Source organism: Sphingomonas sp. S-NIH.Pt3_0716 (assembly GCF_003950715.1).
In the GTDB taxonomy this organism is placed as follows: domain Bacteria; phylum Pseudomonadota; class Alphaproteobacteria; order Sphingomonadales; family Sphingomonadaceae; genus Sphingobium; species Sphingobium yanoikuyae_A.
Genome location: NZ_QLJK01000005.1, coordinates 119,521 through 143,230 on the forward strand (window position 1 = coordinate 119,521; position 23,710 = coordinate 143,230).

The 23,710-nt window shown below is 63.0% G+C and carries 19 protein-coding genes, 1 pseudogene and 1 riboswitch; of the genes and pseudogenes, 6 read left to right on the plus strand and 14 right to left on the minus strand.

Annotated features, from left to right (window positions below; genetic code table 11):
- Nucleotides 1–34: 34 nt before the first annotated feature.
- A complete protein-coding gene (locus tag BRX37_RS05455) occupies nucleotides 35–949 on the minus strand; it encodes a formylglycine-generating enzyme family protein (RefSeq protein WP_069336002.1) in 915 nt (304 codons plus the stop codon).
- A gap of 83 nt (nucleotides 950–1,032) precedes the next feature.
- Entirely contained in the window at nucleotides 1,033–1,410 is a 378-nt protein-coding gene (locus BRX37_RS05460) for a YidH family protein (RefSeq protein WP_097383474.1), read from the minus strand.
- 555 nt (nucleotides 1,411–1,965) lie between these two features.
- Here BRX37_RS05460 and BRX37_RS05465 point away from each other — a divergent pair.
- Both BRX37_RS05465 and BRX37_RS05470 read left to right on the plus strand, forming a co-directional pair.
- Entirely contained in the window at nucleotides 1,966–2,727 is a 762-nt protein-coding gene (locus BRX37_RS05465) for a DUF2092 domain-containing protein (RefSeq protein WP_206434123.1), read from the plus strand.
- Nucleotides 2,724–3,341 carry a hypothetical protein gene (locus BRX37_RS05470; RefSeq protein WP_125985836.1) on the plus strand — a complete coding sequence of 206 codons (618 nt, stop codon included), beginning with the start codon at nucleotides 2,724–2,726 and terminating at the stop codon, nucleotides 3,339–3,341. The genes BRX37_RS05465 and BRX37_RS05470 overlap by 4 nt, the downstream gene beginning before the upstream one ends.
- 100 nt (nucleotides 3,342–3,441) lie before the next feature.
- Here the strand turns inward: BRX37_RS05470 and BRX37_RS05475 are convergent, their stop codons facing one another.
- The 8 genes and pseudogenes from BRX37_RS05475 to BRX37_RS05510 all read right to left on the minus strand — a co-directional run bounded on the left by BRX37_RS05475 (nucleotide 3,442) and on the right by BRX37_RS05510 (nucleotide 13,440).
- Nucleotides 3,442–6,240 (minus strand): TonB-dependent receptor, encoded by a 2,799-nt coding sequence (locus BRX37_RS05475; protein ID WP_125985837.1) that lies wholly within the window; start codon nucleotides 6,238–6,240, stop codon nucleotides 3,442–3,444.
- A gap of 316 nt (nucleotides 6,241–6,556) precedes the next feature.
- Nucleotides 6,557–7,297, minus strand: coding sequence for a winged helix-turn-helix domain-containing protein (locus BRX37_RS05480; RefSeq protein WP_125985838.1), 741 nt, complete (start codon nucleotides 7,295–7,297; stop codon nucleotides 6,557–6,559).
- On the minus strand, nucleotides 7,249–8,268 hold the full coding sequence (locus BRX37_RS05485; RefSeq protein WP_125985839.1) for a sulfotransferase: 1,020 nt from the start codon (nucleotides 8,266–8,268) through the stop codon (nucleotides 7,249–7,251). The genes BRX37_RS05480 and BRX37_RS05485 overlap by 49 nt, the downstream gene beginning before the upstream one ends.
- A 1-nt stretch (nucleotide 8,269) precedes the next feature.
- Nucleotides 8,270–9,427 (minus strand): glycosyltransferase family 4 protein, encoded by a 1,158-nt coding sequence (locus BRX37_RS05490; protein WP_125985840.1) that lies wholly within the window; start codon nucleotides 9,425–9,427, stop codon nucleotides 8,270–8,272.
- Nucleotides 9,420–10,655, minus strand: coding sequence for a glycosyl transferase (locus BRX37_RS05495; RefSeq protein WP_125985841.1), 1,236 nt, complete (start codon nucleotides 10,653–10,655; stop codon nucleotides 9,420–9,422). The genes BRX37_RS05490 and BRX37_RS05495 overlap by 8 nt, the downstream gene beginning before the upstream one ends.
- A gap of 140 nt (nucleotides 10,656–10,795) precedes the next feature.
- On the minus strand, nucleotides 10,796–11,284 hold the full coding sequence (locus tag BRX37_RS05500) for a nuclear transport factor 2 family protein (RefSeq protein WP_017502601.1): 489 nt from the start codon (nucleotides 11,282–11,284) through the stop codon (nucleotides 10,796–10,798).
- A gap of 112 nt (nucleotides 11,285–11,396) precedes the next feature.
- Entirely contained in the window at nucleotides 11,397–12,407 is a 1,011-nt protein-coding gene (locus BRX37_RS05505) for a L,D-transpeptidase (protein WP_125985842.1), read from the minus strand.
- A 275-nt stretch (nucleotides 12,408–12,682) separates the two neighbouring features.
- Nucleotides 12,683–13,440 (minus strand): annotated as a pseudogene (locus tag BRX37_RS05510) (IS5 family transposase).
- A gap of 64 nt (nucleotides 13,441–13,504) precedes the next feature.
- On the opposite strand from BRX37_RS05510, the gene BRX37_RS05515 reads away from it, so the two are divergent.
- The gene (locus BRX37_RS05515; protein WP_125985843.1) at nucleotides 13,505–14,071 is read left to right on the plus strand and encodes a FecR family protein; all 567 of its coding nucleotides are present in this window, start codon (nucleotides 13,505–13,507) and stop codon (nucleotides 14,069–14,071) included.
- Nucleotides 14,072–14,468: 397 nt separating this feature from the next.
- Here BRX37_RS05515 and BRX37_RS05520 read toward each other — a convergent pair whose 3' ends face one another.
- From BRX37_RS05520 to BRX37_RS05535, 4 genes are read right to left on the minus strand one after another with little or no spacing between them, the layout of a single operon-like run.
- A complete protein-coding gene (locus BRX37_RS05520; protein ID WP_125985844.1) occupies nucleotides 14,469–14,732 on the minus strand; it encodes a hypothetical protein in 264 nt (87 codons plus the stop codon).
- 8 nt (nucleotides 14,733–14,740) lie between these two features.
- The gene (locus BRX37_RS05525; RefSeq protein WP_125985845.1) at nucleotides 14,741–16,258 is read right to left on the minus strand and encodes a PepSY-associated TM helix domain-containing protein; all 1,518 of its coding nucleotides are present in this window, start codon (nucleotides 16,256–16,258) and stop codon (nucleotides 14,741–14,743) included.
- Complete coding sequence (locus BRX37_RS05530) at nucleotides 16,255–16,536, minus strand: iron transporter (protein ID WP_125985846.1); 282 nt, start codon at nucleotides 16,534–16,536, stop codon at nucleotides 16,255–16,257. The genes BRX37_RS05525 and BRX37_RS05530 overlap by 4 nt, the downstream gene beginning before the upstream one ends.
- A gap of 2 nt (nucleotides 16,537–16,538) precedes the next feature.
- Nucleotides 16,539–18,674: a TonB-dependent receptor gene (locus tag BRX37_RS05535; protein ID WP_125985847.1), complete on the minus strand. Its 2,136-nt coding sequence runs from the start codon at nucleotides 18,672–18,674 to the stop codon at nucleotides 16,539–16,541.
- A 188-nt stretch (nucleotides 18,675–18,862) separates the two neighbouring features.
- Nucleotides 18,863–19,104: riboswitch (cobalamin riboswitch) on the minus strand.
- Between the two features lie 208 nt (nucleotides 19,105–19,312).
- Between BRX37_RS05535 and BRX37_RS05540 the strand changes: the two genes are divergently transcribed.
- The 3 genes from BRX37_RS05540 (at nucleotide 19,313) to BRX37_RS05550 (ending at nucleotide 23,549) form a co-directional block, all read left to right on the plus strand.
- Nucleotides 19,313–19,825: an RNA polymerase sigma factor gene (locus BRX37_RS05540; RefSeq protein WP_125985848.1), complete on the plus strand. Its 513-nt coding sequence runs from the start codon at nucleotides 19,313–19,315 to the stop codon at nucleotides 19,823–19,825.
- A gap of 108 nt (nucleotides 19,826–19,933) precedes the next feature.
- The gene (locus BRX37_RS05545; protein WP_164522419.1) at nucleotides 19,934–20,914 is read left to right on the plus strand and encodes a FecR family protein; all 981 of its coding nucleotides are present in this window, start codon (nucleotides 19,934–19,936) and stop codon (nucleotides 20,912–20,914) included.
- Nucleotides 20,915–21,035: 121 nt separating this feature from the next.
- The gene (locus BRX37_RS05550) at nucleotides 21,036–23,549 is read left to right on the plus strand and encodes a TonB-dependent siderophore receptor (RefSeq protein WP_125985850.1); all 2,514 of its coding nucleotides are present in this window, start codon (nucleotides 21,036–21,038) and stop codon (nucleotides 23,547–23,549) included.
- Nucleotides 23,550–23,710 lie beyond the last annotated feature (161 nt).

Here is a 23,710-nt window from a genome sequence, read left to right on the forward strand (position 1 = left end):
TCGTGCGGATCGGCATGACGCCCCTTTCTGTCTGTCAGGCCGCGCGGATCACGCAGCGAAAGCCGATATGGCTGGTCGAGGAGTCGATCGCCTGGGCATGGCGCGCAGCGGGGCGATAGCGCCGGCAATAGCTGGGCGCACAGAGGTGCGAGCCCCCTTTAAGGACACGGCGCGGGATGAGGATGTGCGGCTGCTGCGGGTCATAGCTGGCTTCGCGCGCCTGGTTGAGCGGGTTGCGCGGGGCGCAGCAGGGGCGCGAGGGATCGGCCTGGTGCCGGGCGGCGTAGAAATCCTCGGTCCATTCCCAGACATTGCCGATCATGTCGGACAGGCCATAGCCATTGGCGGGGAAGCTGCCGACCGGCGAGGTGCGTTCATAGCCGTCGATCAGCAGATTTTCGGACGGGAAATTGCCCTGCCAGAAATTCGCCATCGCCTTGCCGTCGGGCAACAGTTCGTCGCCCCAGGCAAATTCCTGGCCATCGACGCCGCCGCGCGCGGCAAATTCCCATTCCGCTTCCGTGGGCAGCGCCTTGCCCGCCCAGGCGGCATAGGCAGCGGCGTCGTCATAGGTGACATGGACCACCGGATGGTCGTCGAGGTCATCGATCGAGGAGGCTGGCCCGAGCGGATGGCGCCAGTCGGCGTCGAAGACATAGCGCCACCACTGGCTCCAGTCATGCAGCGGCACCGGGCGTTCGGTTGGCGTGAAGACCAGCGAGGCGGGGCGCAGCATGTCCGGCTGGGCGCCGGGATAATCGTCCGGATTGGGGGCGATCTCCGCCGTGGTGCGGTGGCCGGTCGCCTCGACGAAGCGGCGAAAGTCGCGATTGGTGACGGGGGTGGCATCGATCCAGAAGGCGTCGACCTCGACCGGATGGGCCGGCGCTTCCTCGGGATAATGATGGTCCGACCCCATGATGAAGCGGCCGCCGGGAATATGGATCATGTTGTCCGGCGCAGTGGCCGCAGGGGCGAGGGGGGATGGCACGGTCAACCGATACTCCTTGTCTGTCGATCCTGTTGATGCGCCTATACGGCGCGCGTCGCAATGGCCGCGAACAGAGCAATGCCGGCCACGCACATGATCAGCGCCATGACCAGCACCGGGCGGCCCAGATGAAACTGGTTGGTCTGCTTGAGGTCGGACAGCGTCATCCAGTAGCCCCATGTGCCAAGCAGGATGGCCAGCGTGCCCATGCCGGCGAGGAACAGGCCGATATGCTGCGGGCTCTGGGAATCGCCGTGGCCCGTCTTCTCCGTCGCGGCGTCGAGAAATTTGTAGATGGTGAAGCCGAAGCTGAGCATCGAGAGCGAGGTGCGGATCCAGGCCATCAAGGTGCGATCGGCGGCCATGACGGTGCGTTTTGCACCCATGTCGGTCGGGAGTTTGGGAATGTCTTCCGTCATGATCGCCGCTCCGTCAGCGAGAAATCTTGCGGTGATCCTAGGCATGCCGTCGGGGATTGGCGATCATGATAAACCCTGGGACGGCACAGTGAGGATCTGTCCCCGGTGCGCGGTCGCAAAGGGGCGCGGAGCGTTGGATAGCAGCATGTTAGGGTCGCGCGGGATGACGGGCGTCGGCGCAAAAGGCCGATCAGGGCAAATCCCGACTTGGCCGGCCCCGGCGGCGTTCTAGCTTGATAGCGACAGGACAAGGCCGGGATGGTGCGGAAATGACCACCCGGCAGCAGGGATCGGCCGGGACTACCGGCCTATGAAATGACTGCCACCCATCCCCCCGGGTGTGGTCATGCATCAGGCGGGAAGAAGGACTGCACTTTCCGCCTGATGCTCCGTCAGGCTCAGGCCCTGCTCGGAAAGAAATGCGGCCAAATCGGCAATTATCCCGATGGGCCGCGTCGTGGGAACGGCGATAGTCGGCCGCAGCAAGGGAGATGGCGTCCAATGGCCGCATCGCGCATCTCGCCGCGCGTCCGATCCGGGCAGAAGGAGCTTGTGATGAGGTCTAGGATAAAATGTCTCTGTGTGCCGCTGGCGCTGCTGGCCGCATCGACCGCCCACGCGCAGACTGCTGCGCCGGCGGCGGGCGTGGTCGAGCCGGCGGCAATGGACGCGATGGACAAGATGAGCGCCAAGCTGATCTCGCTGCCCGGCTTCGCGCTGAAGGCCGATGTCACGACCGAAGTGGTGCTGGATACCGGGCAGAAGCTGCAGTTCACCGGTGCGCTGGACATTCAGGTCCATAAGCCCGACGCGTTCAAGATCGTCGCCACATCCGACATCCTGAACCGGGAATATTATTTCGGCGGCGGCAAGTTCACGGTGTTGGCGCCGCGCCTGAACTATTATGCCAGCGTGCCGGTGACCGGTTCGATCGGCCAGTCGCTCGACAGCCTGCGCACCACATATGGTGTCGAACTGCCGCTGGCCGACCTGTTCACCTGGGGCACGGACCAGACGCTGCGCAGCCGCATAAAGTCGGGCTATGTCATCCGCCCAGAGACGATCGACGGCCGTACCTGTACCCATTATGCCTTCCGCCAGGAAAAGGTCGACTGGCAGATATGGATCGAGGATAGCAGCCAGTTGCCTTGCAAGATGGTGATCACCGACACGAATGATCCGTCGATGCCGCAATATAGCGCGCTGATGCGCTGGGACGGCAGCGCGCGACCGTCGGCAGCTGACCTCGCCTTCACCGCGCCGGCCGGCGCCAATCCGATCCGCATGGTCGACCTGAGCAAGGGAGAGGCGAAATGAGCATGGAGGCAAAACGCGGCCTGGCCATCATCGCATCGCTTGCCCTGATGGCTGAACCGGTCGTCATCGGTCGGGTCATGCTGTCATCGGCGGTGCTGGTGCTGGGCATGACCGCTTCGACGGCGGAGGCGGCACCGCCCCGGAAGCGTGGCAATCGCGGCGGTGGCGGGCGTGCGCGACCGGCACGACCATCAGGTGGCGGCCATGCGGCGCGGCCGGGCAAGTCCCATCCGGGCGGGCGGCCGGGCGTGCGCGGCGGATCTGTCAACAATGTCAATCACAACCGGCATCACAACACGGTCAATAATGTCCATGTGAATGTAAATCATGGCGGTGGGCATCATGGGGGCGGTCCGGGCCGCTACGACCATTATGATCATCATCGCCATGACCGGTGGGATGATGATTGGGACGATCACTGGCATCCGGTAGCGACCGCGGCCGCGGTGACGCTGACGGCGGCGGCGATCGGGTCGATCGTGCGCAGCGTGCCGCCAGATTGTTCGACCGTGGTGGTCAATGGCATCAGCTATTCGCAGTGCGGCAATAACTGGTATCAGCCGCAATATGTCGGATCGTCGGTGCAATATGTGGTGGTCAATCCGCCACGCTGAGACGCCGATCGATCAGGGAAAAAGCGGCCGTCCGAAAGGGCGGCCGCTTTTTTGTGGGGCAGGTGCCGGACGGGCGAGGAGTGCCCGTCCAGCGGTATGATCAGAACTTGACCGAGGCGTTCACGAAGAAGGCGCGGCCATAGACGTCGTAGGTCGACGGATAGGTGTTCGACTGCTGCTGGTTGTCGCCCATGATCGGCGGCTTCTTGTTGAACATGTTGTTCATGCCCAGCGACCAGCCGAAGGTTTCCGTCGCCTGCACCTGGAGGCCGAGGTCGAACAGGTTGTAGGCCTTGATCTTCTCGACGGTATAGGTGGTGGTATCGTCGTCGTCGCGGACGCTCGACAGATAGCGATGGGTCAGGCCCAGGGTGATCGGACCGCTGCTCCAGGTGATGCGGTTGTTGAGCCGCAGCTTGGAATAGGGATCGCCGCAATAGACGCCGAAGCGACCGGCACAGCTCTGGTTCAGTTCCGGGATCGCCGCGACCGGGTTCAGGTCGTAACGGATCAGACGGGTGCCCGCGACGCGGAAGCTGAGCTTGCCGGTCTTGGCGCCGAACACGCCGAAGTTGAGCGGCAAGCTGTAGTTCATCTCGAAGTCCACGCCCTCGGTCTTGAGACCACCGGTGTTGGACAGGAGATTTTCCGCGCCCTCGATCGCATAGCTGTTCTCGTTGCGCGGCAGCAGCGAGCAATAGCTGCTGTCATAGGGCGTCCAGCCATTGGACTGATCGCCATAGCAGGCCTTGATGATGTTCGCGGTGCCCGGCGTCGAGATGTAATTGTCGATCTTGATATGGTAATAATCGACCGTCAGGCTGAAGCGCGGCAGAAAGCTGGGCTGGAGCACGACGCCCGCGGTCCAGGTGTCCGACTTTTCCTCACGCAGGTTCGGGTTGCCGCCGGTGATCGAGTCGATCTGCGAGCTGCCACCGTTGATGTCGGTGCCGAGCGCGCTCGACGGAACGCCGGTTGCGACGCAACTGGCCGCCAGGCTGGCATTGGTGGTCGCGTCCTCGGTCGAGCAGGGATCGTTCGCGGTCGGGAAGTCCTGCGACTGGCCCGAATAGAGATCCGCGACGGTCGGCGCACGCACCGCCCGGCTATACTGGCCGCGGAAGGTGACGTCCTTGATTGGCGCATAGATGAGGCCGGCCGAGAAGGTGCCGACATTCTTGGCTGCGGTCGAGTAATGCGAGAAGCGATAGGCACCGTTGAAGTCGAGCTTGTGGACCAGCGGCAGGTCGGCGAGCAGCGGCACGTCGATTTCGGCGAACAGCTCCTTCACATTATAGCCGCCCGACAGGCCTTCGCCGGCGTTGAAGCCGACGACGTCGCCCGAGGACAGGGCATAGTCCGGATCATAGCTGCCATGTTCGGAGCGATATTCCGCACCGAAGGCGATACCGGCCGGGCCGGCACCCAGGTCGAACAGATTGCCGTTGGTGACGGCGAAGCTGGCGACCTGTTCGGTCACGGTGCTGACATTCTTGACCGGGATCGAGATGAAGGCGGCGGCTTCGCTGCTGATATTGCCTTCGCCGAAGATGTTCAGCGGGACGCAGCCATTGCTGGTGTCCGAACAGACGAGATTGCCGTCGCTGTCATAGGTGGTCTTGAGCGCCTGCTCCACGCGGCTGCGCGATACGTTGCCGGTCTGGGTCTCGACCTGCTTGGTGCGCGAATAGCTGTAATAGCCGTCATAGTTCCAGTCGCCGGCAATCTGGCCCTTGGCACCGATCAGGGTGCGATAGGCGGTGTTGTCGACATTGGAGATGCGGGCGCCGACCTCGTTGAGGCGGCGATAGATGGCGGCGGTGGCATAGCCATCGCCATCGGTGTCGGCTGCGGACAGCAGCGCCTGGGATTCCGGCGAAAGGAAGGAGGAGTCGACGTCGAGCGAGACCGAGCCGGTGAACGGCGTGGACGCGAGGCGGTTCTTCACCCGGTTGTTGATGAACTGACCCTCGGCATAGACGGTCAGGTGATCGTTGACGTCATAATGGGTCTGGGCGCTCAGCAGGATGCGCTTCTGGGGCACCTGCAGATAATTGTCCGGCGCATAGTTGTAGGCGTCGGTCGTCGCGTCATAGGCCGAATAGCTGCCGTCCTGATTGAACTTATACTGGGTGCCGGACAGGGCGAAGCGGGTGCCGGGGATCGAGCCCGAGCCGCCGGCGGCCAGGCCGCCATCGCCGTCATCGGTATAGGCCTGCTTGGTATAGCTGCGGGCCGACTGCTGGACGGCGTCGCGCTTTGTGTAATCGATATAGAAGGTGGCGTTGCCGCGACCGTCGGCGAAATTGCCGCCCATCAGCAGGTTGGTGTTGAAAGTGCCACCGTCGCCTGCCTGGTTGATGCGATAATTGGCGTTTGCTTCCACGCCGGAAAAGTCGCGTTTGGTCACGAAGTTGATGACGCCGGCGATCGCGTCCGAACCATAGACGGCGGAACGGCCGCCCGACACGACTTCGACATGGTCGATCAGGCCCGCCGGAACGGTGTTGAGATCGACGATCTGGTTGGAGTCATAGGAGACGTAGCGACGGCCATCGACCAGCACCAGGGTGCGGTTGGCACCCAGGCCGCGCAGGTCGGCCGTCGACACGCCGCCGCCCGGATTATTGGATGCCGCCGTCGTGCTGGGGATCAGCTGGGGCAGATCATTGATGATCGATTCGACGTTGACCTTGCCGCTGAGCTTCAATTCCTGCGCGCTGACGATCGCGATCGGCGATGCCTGCTGCAGGTCGGGGCGGGCGATGCGCGAACCGGTGACGACGATGGTGTCGCTGGTCGCGCCATCATCCGCCGCGCTGGTCTGCGCGAAGGCCGGGGTCGCCAGGCCGAGCAGGATGGTCGACGCCGAAAGGCGCCGCATGATGTGAGACGGCATGAAAATAATCTCCCTTGGGATATTTTATCCCGGTCCGCGCCCTGTTGGTTTGTCCTTGGGATGACGCGAGCCGATGGAGAGATTTGTATGCGTACGACGAAGTGCGTCAACGCGATTTGCCGTGTTTCACAAAGGTTTAACAAATCTGTTGCCAATAAAAAACAGATATGATGATAGTTTTTATTATGTTGTGAAATGTTGCGTATGTTTCACGGAATTTCATGATTTATGAAATGTCGTAATTATATTTGATTTATGACGAAAAAATCCCCGCATATTTTCATATGCGGGGTAATGGATTTGATTTTTATTGTGATCAGTTGGCGGCGTTGCCAGCCGTGACGGGGTGGACGAAGATATAGCCTTCGTTGCGCACGGTGCGGATCGTCTGTCCCTTGAGGCCGCCAGCCGACAATTTTCGACGCAGACGGCACAGCTGGACATCGATGGCGCGGTCATAATGGTCGCTCGACGCGCCATAGACCTGATCGAGCAACTGGTGGCGGTTGAGCACCTGGCGCGCATTGGCCACGAAGACGCGCAGCAACTGATATTCGCCCTCGGACAGCGAGATGGTGCCGCCGCTCGGATCGAACAACTGGCGGGTGGTAAGGTCGAAGCGCCAGCCCTGGAAGGCGACCCAGCTATTGTCGCGCGGTGCCGTAGTCATGGTGCCGGCACCGGCCTGGCGGCGACGGGCGCGCAGGGCCGCATTGGCGCGGGCGAGCAGTTCGCGGGCGTTGCAGGGCTTTGTCAGATAATCTTCCGCGCCCATTTCCAGGCCCAGGATGCGATCGATGTCGCTGCTGGCGCGGCTGTGGATGATGACCGGAATGCGCCGCTCGAACGCGAATTCGCGCAGCAGGCCGGCGGTGTGCTGGCCCGGCATCATCGGTTCGGCGATCAACAGGTCATAATGACCCTCTTCCGAAAGGCGGCGCATGTCGGCGAGATTGGCGGCGGTGTCGACGTCGAAGCCATAGCGGCCGAAATAGTCCGACAGCGACGTCAGCAGTGCTGCGTCATCGTCGGCAAGGAGGATGTGGCTGTTCTGCATGATCGAGCATAGGACGGCGCCGTTGCGGCCATCCCGTCGCGTGATTTCGCGTCGCGGCATGTCTGTTGTTCCAGTCGGTCGGCAATGGCGGCCTCGCCATGCCGATAATAGTCGTTGAAATGGGCGATCGCGCCCTCGTCCAATATGTCGCGCATGCGCAGCGGGCGGCCGAAGCGGCCCGAGGCATTGGCGCGACGGAGCAGCTTGCGGCTGAGCCCATACCAGCCGGGCAGATGGAGCAGGCAGTCCTTGTCCGCGACGGCGCGCCGGGTGAAGAGATTGGCCGCGCGAAAGGCCCAGAGCAGCAGCCGGCCGGGGGAAGGGTTGCGTGTGCCCCAGTCCAGCCGGTCGAGCGCGACGTCCAGCCCGAAACGGGCGGCATAGGCGGCGGCGAAACCGCGCGGATCGGCGCGAAAATCCTCATAGCGGAAGACATGGACATTGTCCGCGCCGAACAGCCGATCATAATGAGCGATCAGCCGGGCATAGTCGAAATGCTCGCGGCGGAAGCCCGGCGCCTCGTCCCGCTCGGGCGCCACCGGGCCGAGCCGGTCGCGGCCGAACAGGTAGCGGTGAATGCCGAAGGTGCCGCCGCCCTTCACATATTGGAGATAGGCGGACGCGATGGCCGAGCAGGGATCGCGCACGAAGATGACGATCTGCGCGCCGGGCAGCGTATCGTGGATGCGGCCGGCGACATCCTTGGAAAGATTGCCGGCCAGCCCGCCATTATGCAGCCCGCCGCTCAGATTTTCCTCGCACAGGATGATGTCGTCGCGGTCCTGGCCCAGTCTGTGGCGGGCCTCGTCAGGCTCGAAATGCAGCGCGCCGGCCTCCAGGAAGGCGGCCCGCGCAACGGCGCGGGGCAGGTAGCGACGATTGCGGACGGCGGGGTAGAAAATATCCTGGAACCAGGTGGTTCCGGTCTTGTGATAGCCGATATGGATGATGGGGCCCCTGTAGTTGCGCATCCTATCCTCCTTCGGTCAGTGCGGGCGTGCTGCGAGACGGGGCGGGGCGGCGGCTCGGCAGTTCGTGCAGCACGAGGCGACAATGCCGTTCCCACGACAGGTTGTTCGCGGCCCAGATCCGGGCCTGATCGCCCAGCCGGCGGCAGAGCGCGGGATCGCGCGCCAGCAGCGCGAGCGCGGCGCGCAATGCGTTGGGGGAATTGCCATCGACGACCAGGCCGGTGACGCCGTCGCGGACCAGTTCGGCCGGGCCGCCATCCGCGCCGACGATGCAGGCCAGCCCCTGTGCCATGGCATCGGCGACGCTGAGGCCGAAGCCCTCCACCTCGGCGCCATCCTCCAGCGCGATCTGGGGGTGGAGGAAGATGTCGGCATCGCGATATTGCGCGGCCAGTTCCGCGTCGGAGACATAACCGGCCAGCCGGACATGATCCTCCAGCTGGTGGCGGCGCACGGTCTGCTGGATGCGGATGCCGTCCACCCCGCGGCCGACGATGGTGTAGTGGAGTGAGGCTTCCTCGCGCAGGCAGGCGGCTGCAGCGTCGATCGCGGCCGGAATATTCTTGCGAGCGACCAGGCGACAGACGGTCAGTATCTGGGCCGTTGCATCGCCATTCTGGAACGCGGTGGCGGGACGATCGGCCGGCATGCGCACCCCGTTCCAGGCGACGATGGTGCGCGCGGCGAGATCGGGCAGGCGCTGCACCAGCAGGTCGCGGGTGACGGCGCTGACCGCGACGATGCGCCGGGCGCGGCGCAGCACCAGCCGCAGCAGGGCGAAGGCACCGCCGGCCGGGCGACCGACTTCCCGGCCATGGATCGTCACGATGAGGGGGCGGGGAAAGAGGAGGGCAGGCAGGGCTGCGCGCCAGGTGCAGGCATGGATCGCCTGTGGGCGCTCGCCGCGCAGCCAGGCGCCGGCCATGGCGCGGAACAGCCGGCCATAGACACGCATGCGCGAAGTCGGGCCGACATCGATCAGTTCGACGCCGTCGCTGCTGACCCGGCGCGGACCGGCCGAGGATTTGGCGAACAGGGTGACGCGCCAGCCCAGCGCAGCATAGGCGCGGGCGGTTTCGGTCACATAGGTCTGGACCCCGCCTTCATCGGGCGCATGGACGCGGGCGACCAGCCAGAGGCGGCGATCGGCATCAGCCATGGCGCAGTGCCTCCCGCAGCTTATAGGGTGTCGGAACGGGCCGCGCTGCTGGCGCGCCGCGTGTCAGATAATCCGCGACCGCCCTGGCCGCGCGCGCCGAGGCAGGCGCGCCGCCGCTGGCGAAGGTGTCGGACAGGCCGCGTCGCTGGGCGGCGTCATACATGCCATGGGCGGCCATGGCGGCGGCGACCTTGTCCGGGATGCGATCGGCGGATTCATGGACCGGGCCATAATGCCAATGGGCATAGTTGGGATCGTCGCGCCACTGTGCGGCATGGCCGTTGAGGAACAGGCAGGGGCGCGGCGTGGCGATGAATTCATAGATCTGGCTCGACACGTCGCCGATATAGGCGGCGGCGAGCTGGACATAGCTCATGTCGACGCTTGCCCGGCTGCCCAGATCGACATGGATATGCGGCAGGCCGGCAAATTCGGCCAGCATGCGCTCGGCCGCGGCGCGCTTGCGGCGATTGTCGAACAGGCGGACATGGGGCGCGACGATCAGGTTGAACCGGTCATCGGCCGCGAACTGGCGCAGTACATCCATGCCCATCGCCTGCCAGGAGGAGAGGCGCGGCGAGAAATGCGGGTTGTAGAGGATGATCGGGCGATTGTCGGTGAAGGGGCTGGCCGGGCGCTGGCCCTGGGTCAGGTCGAACTTGCCATAGCCGGCAATGGCGTAATGATCCTCGCGGATCAGGCCCTGCGCCAGCATCCGTCGGCGCTGCTTCTCGCCCGCCAGCAGGACGAAGTCGAACAGGGCGATGCGCGGATCATAGCCGACCGCGCGGTCGCCCGCGCCATGACAGGTATGGATGAAGCGGCTGTCCGCCAGCCCGAGCCGGCGCAGCAGCAGAGAGGTGCGTTCGGGCACGACGATCGCGTCATAGCGGGCGAGGCGATGGCGCGCAGCGAGCAGGGTGGCGAGCTTGGGCGGGCTGGCATGGCCCGACAGATGGGACAGGGTGCGCAGCCAGATATTGTCGAGATGGATGAAGTTCAGCCGGCCGCCGCCATGACGAGCGGCCAGGTCGCGGGCCAGCGCAATATGATCGGCGCCGGCGGCGATGATATCGACGCGAAAGCGCGGATCATGCGACAATTCCAGTGCCAGCGGCATGGCGTGCAGAAGATGATGGATCTGCGCGTTGAAGAAGAAACAGATCGACTGCGTCTTCCTGTCTGTCTGGTCGATCCGGGCCGGGAAATTGATCGGCTGTTGTATCACGCTGCACTCCGGGTCTGACGCTGGTCAGGCGGAGTGTCTGCGTGTGATTTTGCCCGGCGATTTCAGATTGCGGCGATGTCTGTAACATTGTGCGCCGGGTTCGACATTTTCATGTCAGCCTTGCCGGGAGGCGAACTTCCCTATTTCCGGACGACGGCGGCGTTGAGGAACGGATCATTGCCGATGAACATCGGCGTGCTGTCGAACAGCGAGATGCGCCATTCGCCGTCCGCATCCCGGCGGAATTCCATGCGGCAATCGGCGACGATGGTCGGGCCGACCAGGTTCAGGATCGGCGCCTTGCCCTCACCCGAATAATTGACCAGCATGAACTGCGCGCTGCCATGGTCGGCGGCCGGGAATTGAATGCGCATATTGGTGATGGTGTGCCGCTGAGTGCGGACGCCATCCTTTTGCTGGGTGGCGACCCGTTCGTTGCGGGCGGTGTAGAAGGCGGTGATGGGGCCATGGCCCTGATGCAGCGTGCCGCCGACCAGATAATGGCAATCGTCGGTGCAGAGCGGCGCGACATTCATGCCGCCGTTGAGGTCCAGATCATAGCCCCAGTCGATCACCAGTTGCTCGATTTCCAGCGCGGCAATGGCGGTTTCGGCTGTGAAGCGGGGCATTATCCTCATCCTTTCCTGTGGCATGCTGCTCTTTCCGACAGCTTGTGCGCATGGGGGTGGGTGCCCGCAAGCATAGAGGGCTCCGCCGTGGCGATGCTTGGTGATCGAACGGTCAGGGCTGGGGCGCGACCGCGTCCATGATCGTGAGCTTCTCGCCGGTGGAGGCGCCTACGCTGGAATCGGTGACGAGGATGGTGGTGCCCGGCTTCAACTGGCTGCGGATCTTGTCGTAGAAGCCGCGCGGCAGGCGCACCCGGTTCAGCACCGCTTCGTCCACGACATTCTCGACATCATTTTCATGGCCCGGCAGGCCGACATAGAGCCAGTGGGTCTTTCCATCCTTGCCCGTGGTAAGGGTGATGACATGGGAGCCGGGATCGCCATCCTTGATCTCGGCGACGCTGCGGCCGATTTCGGTGCCGTTGCGCAGCACGACGATCCGCTGCTCCTTCTTCGAGACGATGATGGTCAGGGGGCCGCTGGTCGCCAGTTCAGGCTGCCAGCGATATTCCTCATCCTTGAGCGGGCGATATTCGACCTGCTCGCCCTTGTCGTTGATCGGCGACAAGAGGCTTGCCTGGCTGGTGCGCATATGGGTGGCGGCATTGCCCTGGACCACCACGGTCGCGCCCAGGCTGGTGATGGCGAAGAGTTCCTGCGAGAATTTATAGGGCAGGTGGATGCAGCCATGGCTTTCGGGATAGCCCGGCAGGCCGCCGGCATGGAGCGCGACGCCGTCCCAGGTCAGGCGCTGCTGATAGGGCATGGGCGCGTTATTATAGGTGCTGGACCGATGGTCCTTGTCCTTCTGCAGGATGGTGAAGACGCCGGTGGGCGTTGCATGGCCTTCCTTGCCCGAGGAGATGGTGGACACGGCGATGCGCACGCCGTTGCGATAGACGGTCGCGATCTGGCGCGAGAGATCGACATAGACGAGCAGCGGCCCGGTCGGCGATACCTGCGGCGCCCAGACCCATTGGCCGGGCTTCAGATTGTCGGCGCGGCGGGCAAATTCCGGCGGTGATGTAGCGCGATCGCCCTGGGCCAGCGCGGGGTAGGGGAGCAGCAGCGTCAATGGCAGAATGGTGGCAAAGCGAACAGCGTAATCGCGCAAGGCGCCCATGATCCGATCCCCCCGATTGTCCGGGATTAAGCCTATCTAGGATCAAGATGGCACGCCATAGGGGAAGCACCCGATGAGCGGCGTTATAAATAGGGATGTCGAGAGATTTTCTGGTGACCCCGTGGACGCTGAAAGTTTAGGATAGTTGAAATTTGACAACAGTATAATTGATTCCTGATGGGCGATTTTGGATGGTCATGGACCATCAGTTTTTCGACCGATGTGCAATCCGGTCCCGGACCGCAGTTTGTTTTTCGGCTAGCGCGGATCGACATTCAGCGTAACCAGATCATGGCGGCGGCGAGGTTTGTGAAGCTGGCGAAGTGGATGGTGCGGCGATCGTAGCGTGTTGCGAAGCGGCGGAAGTGTTTGAGCCTGCCGAGACATCGTTCGATACGATTGCGGTGTTTGTAGATCAGCGCGTCATGCGGGATGGCGACCTTACGGCAGCGGTTTGAAGGTATGAGCGCTTCGGCGCCCATTTTCGCGATGATTGTCCGTAAAGCATTACTGTCATAAGCTTTGTCGGCGAGCACGACGACGGCTTCCTGTCCGTGCAGCAGGGCCGGCGCCTGAGTAACGTCGCCAGTCTGGCCGGGCGTGATGATGAAGCGCAGCGGCCGGCCGAGCGCGTCCGCAAGCATGTGTATCTTGGTGGTCAGTTCGCCTCGGGAACGCCCCAGCGCCTGATCGCACGCCCCCCTTTTCCGGTCGCCGCCTGCTGGTGCGTGCGAACGATGGCGCTGTCGATCATCAAATACTGGTTGTCCCGGTCGGCCGTCAGTGCGTCGAACACCCGTTACCAGGCACCCGCATGGCACCAACGGCTGAAGCGGCGATGCACCGTCTTCCGCTTGCCATAGCGCTCCGGCAGATCGCACCAATGCGCTCCTGACCGCAGCACCCACAAACATCCGTTCACGAACAGGCGGTTATCCGTTCCCGACCGCCCCGGATCGGTCGCTTTGCCCAGTAGCAACGGCGCAATCCTCTCCCATTGCACCTCGTTCAACTCGTACCGCTTCGCCGCCATCATCCACTCCGCGCATCAACACGGCGTCCTATGAATCAGCGATCATCCGCTTTGGGAATCCCGAATGTCGATCCGCCCTAGTGCGGTCACGATCGAGATCCGCTCGACGGATCGCCGAATCCGGTTGTTGAAAGGCGAGGCGCTGTTCACGGTTGCGCCCGATCGTTCCCGCCCCTTCACCGTCCAGGCAGCAATCGGTGAAACGATGGCGCTGGGCACGCAATTCTCGGTCCGCCGGACGGGCGCCGACACTGAGGTTACCGTGACAGAGCACAGCGTGATGCTCGTCAGCGGAGAGGGCAAGGGGGCCAGCCTCATTCTGCGGGAAGGCCAGTCCATCCGCTATGGCGCCGATGGCCGTATCGATGCTCCTCGTTCCATCAATACGGAAGCGGCCACCGCCTGGACGGACGGCGTGCTCGTATTCAAGGATGCGCCGCTATGTCAGGTCGTGGCCGAGATCGGCCGCTATCATCCCGGCTACATGACTATAGTGGGCGACGCATCATCCCTGCACGTCTGTGGCGTATTTCGCATCGACGATCCGGTTGCAGCCATATCCCGGCTTCAGAAATCTCTCGGCCTGCGATCCGTGCAATTGTCCCGTAGTCTGATCGTGATTTTCGCCTGAAATTATTTTTCTGAAATTCGACCTCTCGTTTGACCGCATGCGAACGTATGAATTGCAAGGTATTCTCAATAGCAGGTTTGCCTCCATCCCGAATGTCGAATGGAGGGAGTTAGAAGTGCTGAATTCAAAGGGCCTCGAACAAGGCAAGGTTTCCGTGCGGTCGATCTCCGTGTCGCTCGCCACGGCGAGTGTGGTGAGTGGGCCAGCAATAATCTCGACGCCTGCAATGGCGCAGGAAACGGTTTGCCGCATCCGATGGACAATCAATTTATGCGCCGGACCGACCCGTATCATCTAGAGACGGTTGAACCAATTGTGCGTCACGACCGAGGCAGTGATAGTCAGCCTTTGCTTCAGGATCGATATGCAGGTCATGACATCGAGAGGGCAATCGCGTTCAGTCAATATCGGGACGCCCAGATGACTGGCGAATGGGTTTTCCAAAAACGACAATGAGCCCGGCCAACGGCAGGATACAGAAGAACCAGAGCAGCGAAGCGATCAGGTTGGTCGTGGCCAGTTGCGCGACGGGAAGGATCGCCAGAACCAGCGATGCGGCTCCGCCCGCGCGCCAGGCGGCTCGATAGACCATGTGCCTTCGGGATGTGCCGCGCCGGATGGCGTCGAAGCCGGCCACCGCAAGGATCAGGGATAGGGCCATGCTCATGATCACTGCGCAGCGCCGCCGGACGACCTGCGAGCGATGCTGCCTGCTGCGATCCACAAGATGATGCCCATCGCCAGCGCCGTCAGGTCTGCGCCTGAGCGTATCCCATCGCCATGAGCCAGCGTTGACGTCAGCGGCATTCCCGCCAGAGCCGTGCTCACGGGAATAGTCAGGCAGAGCAACGCCGCCGCACGCAACTGCTCTGGCCACGCGCTGGACCAAGGCCGCGCACCGGCATGGATGAGGCTCAGCAGCCAGGCCAGGAAGTAGATAGATGCGGCCATACTGCGCCGGTCTTCGATGCCGGAAGGCAGCAACTGCTCACCGTGCAGGTACGCCGCACAGGCGATGATGTTTCCAGCCACAGCGGCGATGGTGATCCGGCCTGCCATGGCGTGAAATGCCGATCCGCCCCGGCGCGCCCGCTTTTCGGTAAAGAGGACAAGGCCAGCCCCGACCATCGCGGTGCTGGCGAGCCCGGTCAGGAAATAGAGCCAGCGGGCAGCGATTCCGCCCCATTCGATGAAGTGCAGTCCGGCAAGGAAGGCCTGGGTCTCGCGGGCCGGGGAGCGCTTCACCAGAACGCGCAGCAAGCTGCCGTCGGTGCCTGCAAAGTCGACGCGATCGGGGAAATTGGCGATGCGATCGTCGCGCTGTCGCCAGATCTCCACTGCGGCATTGGCACGATCGGGATGGCTCACATAGATGTTGACGGCCGCTCCGCCACCCCATGCGCGCTCGGCGCGCGCCACCAGCGGCATCAGCGCAACCGTGGCCCGCGGCGATCCGGCGGGTGTATCCACGTCGATGTAGCGCGATTGCGCAGCCGCGGCCTGATAGGCTTTGACGTCGCCGCCGCTCAGCGTCGCGACGCCCGCGGGGATATAGGCGTAATAGATCAGGACTAGGCCGGTATAGGCCATCATCATATGGAACGGTAGCGGCAGCACCGAGAGAAGGTTGTGCGCATCCATCCACGCCCGCTGGCGCGAGGCCCAGGGGCGGAAGGTGAAGAAATCGCGGAATATGCGCTTGTGAATGATGACGCCGCTGATCGATGCGGCCAGCATCGCAAGGCCCGCCGCGCCCACGATCAGGAAGCCGATGGGACTGGACTTGCGATCGATCCCCAGCGTGTAGTGATAGCGCATGAAGAAGAACCCGGCGTCCATGTCGCGCGGGATGCGGGCGCCGGTCTGCGGGTTCAGGCGATGGGTGGTGGCCTTCCCCGCTTTGTCTATCCACACCAGCCGCAGCACTGGTTCGCGTGCAGTGGGGATGACGATACGCCATTGCCGGGCATCCGGAGCGATGCGAGTGAGATAATCCCGTCCCATCGCTACGGCTCGTCCCCGGTCGATGGCCACCGGAGAGCCCAGTTCGGGCGTCGTCCAGAGGTTGATCTCCGTATAGAATACCGCCAGCGATCCGGTCAGCAGGACACCGAACAGAACCCAGCCGAACAGCAGCCCACACCATGTATGGAACCAGCCCATGGACTGGCGCAGGCTATCCTTCATCTGGCGACCCCCAGCATCAGAGCGAAGGGGAGGGCCGTGCCCACCAGCAGTTCGCTCCATATCCGCGTGACGCTGCGCACCGCGAAGGCGCGAAGGATCACCGCAACGAACAGTATGAAGGCGAGGCAGGTCGCAAGGATGTTGGCGTCAACCGCATCCATCGGCAGCAGGCGTACCGCCGCGCAGATCCACGCATAGCACAGACCATAGGCGCCGACCGTCGATGCCAGCACGCGCGGCGCGATGGTGCGCCAGCCCGGCTCCTGCCTCGCCGGCACGATCAGAACCGCTGCTCGAACGTCACCGCGACGCTGCGCGGCTCACCCAGCACCCACTGTGAGGTGGAATAGCTGTTCTGGACGTAGATTCGGTCGAAGACATTGCGCAGGTTGAGCGTCACGCCCGTCTTCTTTCCCAGGTCGTAGCGGGCCGAAGCATCGACGAGCGTATAGGCCGGAATGCGACGGACATTGGCGGCATCCGAATAGCGCTTGCCGACATGGCGCAGGCCCGTGTCGAGGTGCAGCGGTTGCACCGGCCGCCAAGAAAGCCACAGATTGGCTGCCTTTTCCGCTACGCCGATCGGCATGTTGCCGTTGCGGCTGACAAGCGCCGTGCCGACAAGTTCGTCGAAGTCGTCATACCGCGCGTTCAGGATCGTGCCGTTGGCCAGGATGCTGAAGGACTTGGTCACGGCCAGTCCGAACGATGCCTCGACGCCGTACGACGATTGCTGGCCGACCTGCACAGACACCGTGGGATCATTGGCGGAGCGGGTCAGGATCTTCTTCTTGACGATGCGATAGCCCGACAGCGTGAATTCGCCGCGCCCGTCGAGGAAGGTTGCCTTGGCACCCGCTTCCCATTGCCGCCCGGTGGATACATCGAAGCTGGTTTGTGCCAGCGTCGCGGTGAGGAACGCCGTCACCGGATCGGCGGCCGCGGAATATTGCGCGTAAAGCGAGATCGTGTCCGTGGGATTGTAGACCAGCCCCGCACGCCAACTGGTACTGGGATAGCGCGCGGTGTAGTCGGCGGTCGGATCGAGCGCATCGTGGCGCTCGGTCTTCGGGCGATCGTAGCGCAGGCCCGTCACCAGCGACAGTCGATCCGACAGCGAGAGGCGGCTTTCGCCGAACAGCGCCCATTGCTGCACATCTGTCTTATACTTGTACCGGGTGCCGAAGGCGCCATCCAGAAACGTGCCGGGCGCGTAGTCGTAGGGATCCACCAGGTCGGATCGGGAATTGGGCGAACTGTCGGTGCGCAGCAGCGATCCGCTGTTATACTCTCCGCCCAGGCTCAGGCGGTGGTCCATGCCCAGCAATGTGTGGTCGAAAACCGCGTTGAAGCGGTCGCCCCACTGCTTGGTCTTGTAGAAGATTTCCAGATAGCTCGACCGGCGGATCTGATCGCCGGACCAGGCATAGCCTTCTGCATTGCGCCAGTGCTTGAAGCCGGTGAGGTAATAGGCGACGTTGGTGATCGTCACCCCGTCTGAAGGCGTCCATTCCGCCTTGGCCTGGGTCCAGGCATCGTCGAAGCGCAGCGAGCGGTCGGCGATATTGTAGTTCTTCTTGCGGATTTCGCGCACCAGCTTGCCATCACGCAGCGGCGTGCCGTACCAGATCGTCGGATCTAGATCGGCGCGATCATGCGTCAGGGTCAGCACCAGATCGTCACTGGCCTGGTAGCGCAGCGCGGCCGACAGGGCGAGACTACGGGAGCGTCCGCGCTCCATCCAGCCGTCCGACCGGTTGTAGCTGAGATCTACGCGGTAGGACAGCTTGTCCCCGATCGGCCCGCCGATCCCGCCGGCCGCTGCATATGTATCGAAAGAGCCGCCGCTGAGGCGTAGTTCGCCTTCGAACTCTTCGGTGTTGGGCTTTTTGCGCACAACGTTGATGGCGCCGCCGATGCCGCCTTCGCCATAGAGCACGGACGCAGCGCCGCGCAGCACCTCGATGCGCTCGGCCATCCAGGGATCGGCGGGGAAGGTCTGCGTGGTCGTCGTATAGACCCGCATGCCGTCATAGAGCTGCATCACCGAAGTGTAGCCGGTGAACCCGCGTGAACTCAGCGAATAGCCGAATGCCGAGGAATTGTTGATCAGGCCCGGCGCGCGCGCAGCGGCGGCCACGACGGTGCGATCGCCAAGGCTGCGGATCATCTCCTTGGTGATGACATCGACGCTTGCGGGCGTCTGCATAGGCGTCAGGCCAAGGCGGCTGGAGGCATCGGCCTGCTGGCCAAGCTGCAGGACGCCGGCCTTGCGCGCCGTGACGACGATGTTCTCCGTGCCATCGGGCGCGGCGCCGGCGGTCTCCTGAGCATGCGTTGCGGTGACACTTGCCGCCAGTGCGCAACATGATGCGCCGGAACGGATCAGGCCGGAAAGAAGCGATCGTGTATTCATGTGTAACCCCCGTTGCGTTTTCCAGTCGAACGGACAGGTTCCCGCGCAGGAGGACGTCCCCTCGCACGGGCGCAGCGGTGGAGACCGGGCGCAAACGAGCGACCGGCGGAACCCACCGTTGCGGCCTGGCCGCAAGTTCGTCGCTCAGACGGAGTACACCGTGCCGCGGCCATCCCCTGGACCAAGGCAAGAGCGACCGGACGCTGGTAGGTCTCCTGGCTCACGGGTCATCGCACGATGCACGGCCTTCCCAGGCCTCGCAGGAGTTAGCGTCCGGCCCAGTGGCTGCGACAGGCATCCTTGGCCTGCCGCGATATGCATCGCGCTATCCGCTTACAGTTGCAGGGACAGCCTCGGCTTCAGGGGCAGTGCCCCTCCACCGCGTTCCCTTTTAAGCCTCTTTCGAAGCACCAACGCGATCTTGCCCCCCGTTAGGGGACGAGCTGGGAACTATGGGCTATCGAATAGGATAGCAAGAAATTCGTGGAATGTGGAATTTGGTCATGCCTCGATGGCCGGTATGCGGCTGTCCCTGACGCTCAGGTGCTGAACACACCGCCCCGTTAGCAGTCATGAACAAGCGGCACATGAGTTGTTGCGAACGATTATCAATGCACGTAATGCGTCGGCAGATAGCGATGCTCAACAACGCCGCCGCCCTTACGCGCCTGCTCCTGCAAGAGCGCACGTCGCTCCTGCGACTTGTCGAAAGCATATTGCGCGATCGGCCGGCAGCGGAAGACGTCACGCAAAGCCTCTGGTTCAAGGTGCAGCGTATCGAGGATGATCCGCCAATCCTGAACAAGCGGGCCTATCTGTTCAGGCTGGCAGCCAATCTTGCGAAGGATCGCATCAGGGCGGACGGCAGATATGCTGCCCTGTTCCACGCCGCCGATACACTCCCCGAGGAAATCCCGGCCGACATGGTTGGAGCCGATACCGAACTGTCCGATCGCCAGCGTCTGGCCGTGACGATGGCCGCGATCGACGAACTCCCCGCGCGAACCAGAGAAATCTTCATCCTGCGCAAATTTGACGAACTTACTCTGGACGACATTGCGCATCGGATAGGGATTTCCCGCAGCATGGTCGTCCGACATCTCCAGCAGGCCTTGCGACATTGCATGACCCGTCTAGGGGAAAGTGAATGAGGCGATTTGTTGGCTTGCGGAGTGTCCGGATGCCGCTTTCGAACGTCAATGATTATGGAGAGTGTGAAATTTCCATGGTTGAGGCGGGAGAAGCGATCGGAATGCACTATGGGCGCTGACGACGATGCTCCGGATCCGATCGAGGATGCCGCGATGCGCTGGGCGATCGAACAGGATGCCGGCCTGAGCGATGATGGCATTGCGGCCCTGGAACAATGGCTGGGCAGCGATCCCCGTCACCCGCCGGCCTTTGAAAAGGCCCGTGCGGCGTGGCGCTTCATGGGGCATCCGGCCATTCGTTCGGAAGTGACGCAGCGCAGGCTCAGCGAGCCGCCATTGCCGGGCTATCCGCCGGTCGGCCGACCGGAAGGCAAAAGAAAATGGATTGCGCCCGCCGTCGCGGCCAGCGTCGCCCTCCTTGTCGCGGGCGCGATCGGGGACTGGCCGACAGCGCTGCGGTCCGATGCGATGACGGCGACGGGCGAACAGCGCACCATGACCCTAGCCGATGGATCGCAGGTCCAGCTCAATACCGACAGCGCCATATCCATCGATTACCAGCCGGATCGCCGGATCGTGCATGTGCTGAAAGGCGAAGCCGCCTTTTCGGTGGCGCGCGATCCCCGGCGCCCATTCTCGGTCGAAGCGAAAGGCGGATCGACCACGGCGCTGGGCACGCGGTTCATCGTCGATCGTCATGCCGACAGGACGCAGGTTACCGTTACCCTGCATAGCGTTCGCGTGGCAGCGCCGGGCGCCGCGGCCTCCATCGCGATCGTGAAAGAAGGGCAGTCCGTCAGATATGACAGGACCGGCGTTGGTTCCGTTCGCATCGTCGATGCAAATGCGGTCTCCGCCTGGACCCGCAAACGGCTTGTCTTCGTGGACCAGCCGCTGCGAGCCGTGGTGGCGGAACTCAATCGCTATCATCCGGGATATATCGGCATCATCGGCACCGATCTGGGCAACCGGCGCGTCAGCGGGATTTTCCGCACCGACAATCCCGTCGCCGCGCTCGACACACTCCAGGCATCCTTGAAGCTGGCGTCCATCCGTCTCACCGACCGGGTGATTTTCATTCACGGCTGAACCTGAAAAAAATTCGGATCCCCGGTTCTCACTTCGAGATTTGAGACGTCATGTTCTTGAAGGCGCTTCGCATTAGCGAATTGCCATTCATATCAGATGCCTGAATTTTGGGGGTTAACACGTGAAGATTGTAGAGGCCGGCAAGGCTGCTGTGGCGGGATTTCGCACTGTCATTCCGGCGACGTTGCTCGCGACGACCGTGCTGGGCGCCGGGATCGTCATGCCAACGAGCGCCTATGCCCAGGGGCGCAGCTATAATGTGCCTGCCGGGCCGCTGGCCGTTGCGCTCAACCGCCTTGGCGAGGCAGCCGATATCGAAATCATCTATGATGCAGACCTGACGAATGGCATCGCCAGTCCGGGCCTTCAGGGCAGCTATGGCCCGGCCGAGGCGCTATCGCGCCTGCTGGTCGGAACAGGCCTCACCTTCCGGCAGAGTGGCGCGCGCTCCTATACGCTCGAAAGAGCGCCCAGGTCGGCTGAGGGGGCGGTCCAGCTGGGGCCGGTGAGGGTCGAGGGCGCAACTGCAACCATGACGGCCAACGGCACCGATGGCGCGGATCTTTCCCTGACGATGACCGAGGGTACGAAGTCCCTTGCCGGACAATATGCACAGGTCGGCGGCAAGTCGGCGCAGCGCCTGCGCGACATCCCCCGCAGCGTCACGGTGCTGACCGCGCAGGAGATCGAGGACAAGGACATCACCACCGTGACCGCCGCGCTCGACCAGGTGACCGGCGTCTACGTGGCCTCCTATAATGCCCGTACCCCCGTATTCTATTCGCGCGGCTTTCTGATGCAGAACCTGACGATAGACGGCGGCAGCCCCATGCGCATGCATGACGGCCTGCAATCGATCATCAACGGCGTCGGCCTGCCCAATCTGCTCGCCTATGACCATGTCGAGGTGATGCGCGGTGCGGATGGGCTCTATTCGGGAAACGGGGATGCCAGCGGCACGGTCAACCTTGTGCGCAAGCGCCCGACGACCAAGCGCCAGATCAAGTTCGCCGCCTATGCGGGAAGCTGGGACAATTACCGCGCCGAGCTTGACGTGGGCGGGCCGCTCGATGCTTCGGGCACATTGCGGGCGCGCGTGGTGGCGGGCTGGCAGGACGCGGATTCCTATTTCACCGGCGCCTATACCAAGGACAAGTTCGGCTATGGCATCATTGAATGGGACGCAGGCGCGCATACAACGCTGTCGGCGGGCCTGAGCTATGACGATCTGAACACGCAGAAATATGAACGCACATTGGCATGGCGTTCGGGCAGTCTCGGCACGCCGGAGAATCTGCCGATCCTGTCGAAGCGGGATTCCTGGATGCCCGAATGGTCCTATGACAAGGCGCAGACCCTGCAATATTTCGCCAAGGCCAGCCACGATTTCAGCCCCGACTGGAACCTGACCGTCAACCTCACCCGCAGCGAAGTCGATTCCGACGAGCTTTATGGCTACTATGGCATCGGCATCAATTCCGATGCGGCAGTCCCCAGCGGTTTCTTCATGCGCTGGATGTCGCACGGCTATTCCAACCAGACGATGGCGGACGCCAATTTGAAGGGCAAGTTCACCCTGTTCGGCCGGCAGCACGACGTTGCCGTCGGCGCGAACTGGTCGCGCAGCGCCGCCAATTCGACCAACCCCATTGGCAGTATCGCCGGCGTGACGGTCGAAGACTATCTGACCTATTATCGCTACGCCAAGCCGACTGCTGCCGAAATATCGACCTGGAGCGGCTATGGCGAATGGGGCAGCGTCTATGGCGAAGACGGCTGGGTCACGAGCCGTTACGGCTTCTGGGGCACGCTGGGCATGCATATTGCCGATCCGGTCAAGGTGATTATCGGTGGGCGCTACAGCCGCAACGAGAATTTCCGGGGCCAGACGATCGGCAAGTTCGTGCCTTACGCGGCCGTCACCTATGACGTCTCGTCCGACTGGACGACCTATGCCAGCTACTCCGAAATCTTCGAGCCGATGCAGAACATCGTGCCGATCGGCCAGTGGCACGAGGATGCCACGCAGATCAGCTTTTCGGACAAGCCGACCACCGGCCGCAACTTCGAGGGCGGCGTCAAGGGTGACCTCAACGGAGGTGCATTGCAGGCGGCCTTTTCAGTGTTCTACATCGAGAAGAACAACGTCTACGTGAATGATGAAACGCAGGGGCAGGTCGTCATCCCCGGCTATGGCACCACCTATATGCAGCGCGTGGCGAAGCTTCAGACCAGCAAGGGGTTCGACGCCGAACTGAAAGGCGCGCTGACGCAGAGCTGGCAGGTTTCCGCCGGATACACGTTCAACGTGACCAAGAACAAGGAAGACGACGAAGGCGGCCCGATCCTGCTCTGGGCACCCAAGCATTCGGCGCGGGTGTGGAGCACCTATCAGCTTCCTGATGCGCTGGAGGGGCTGCGCCTTGGTGCCGGCGTCCGCGTGTTCGGTAACTCGGACTTGCGCAAGGGCTATGCCGTGATCGGCGCCAGTGCCGATTACGAGATCAACCGGCATCTGACGCTGGGTGTCTACCTCGATAATCTGGCAAACAAGACGTACCGCGTCTCCACCAGCAGCGCGGCGACTTATGGCAATCCCCGCAACTTCATGGTCACGCTGCGCGGAACCTACTGAGCCGATGACCAGCGCGAAACCTCCGACATTCCCAGTCGAAGGTTTCGCGCGGGACATAGCGGCGAAGGCCGCGCTCCAAAGGCTGCTTTGCTCGGTCAGGCAAGCCACGCGCGGGCATGGGCCGTTTCACGTTGCGAGAGAAAATGTGAAAATCCGCAGCG

Bases quoted from the DNA above. Each gene is read 5' to 3' on its own strand.
- BRX37_RS05520 (WP_125985844.1), bottom strand. From the start codon at position 14,732: ATGGCCCTATCCCTGATCCTTGCGGTGGCCGGCTTCGACGCCATCCGG.
- BRX37_RS05535 (WP_125985847.1), bottom strand. From the start codon at position 18,674: ATGAATACACGATCGCTTCTTTCCGGCCTGATCCGTTCCGGCGCATCA.
- BRX37_RS05500 (WP_017502601.1), bottom strand. From the start codon at position 11,284: ATGCCCCGCTTCACAGCCGAAACCGCCATTGCCGCGCTGGAAATCGAG.
- BRX37_RS05540 (WP_125985848.1), top strand. From the start codon at position 19,313: ATGCTCAACAACGCCGCCGCCCTTACGCGCCTGCTCCTGCAAGAGCGC.
- BRX37_RS05505 (WP_125985842.1), bottom strand. From the start codon at position 12,407: ATGGGCGCCTTGCGCGATTACGCTGTTCGCTTTGCCACCATTCTGCCA.
- BRX37_RS05470 (WP_125985836.1), top strand. From the start codon at position 2,724: ATGAGCATGGAGGCAAAACGCGGCCTGGCCATCATCGCATCGCTTGCC.
- BRX37_RS05455 (WP_069336002.1), bottom strand. From the start codon at position 949: ATGATCCATATTCCCGGCGGCCGCTTCATCATGGGGTCGGACCATCAT.
- BRX37_RS05485 (WP_125985839.1), bottom strand. From the start codon at position 8,268: ATGCGCAACTACAGGGGCCCCATCATCCATATCGGCTATCACAAGACC.
- BRX37_RS05475 (WP_125985837.1), bottom strand. From the start codon at position 6,240: ATGCCGTCTCACATCATGCGGCGCCTTTCGGCGTCGACCATCCTGCTC.
- BRX37_RS05460 (WP_097383474.1), bottom strand. From the start codon at position 1,410: ATGACGGAAGACATTCCCAAACTCCCGACCGACATGGGTGCAAAACGC.
- BRX37_RS05545 (WP_164522419.1), top strand. From the start codon at position 19,934: ATGGGCGCTGACGACGATGCTCCGGATCCGATCGAGGATGCCGCGATG.
- BRX37_RS05465 (WP_206434123.1), top strand. From the start codon at position 1,966: ATGAGGTCTAGGATAAAATGTCTCTGTGTGCCGCTGGCGCTGCTGGCC.
- BRX37_RS05515 (WP_125985843.1), top strand. From the start codon at position 13,505: ATGTCGATCCGCCCTAGTGCGGTCACGATCGAGATCCGCTCGACGGAT.
- BRX37_RS05490 (WP_125985840.1), bottom strand. From the start codon at position 9,427: ATGGCTGATGCCGATCGCCGCCTCTGGCTGGTCGCCCGCGTCCATGCG.
- BRX37_RS05525 (WP_125985845.1), bottom strand. From the start codon at position 16,258: ATGAAGGATAGCCTGCGCCAGTCCATGGGCTGGTTCCATACATGGTGT.
- BRX37_RS05480 (WP_125985838.1), bottom strand. From the start codon at position 7,297: ATGCAGAACAGCCACATCCTCCTTGCCGACGATGACGCAGCACTGCTG.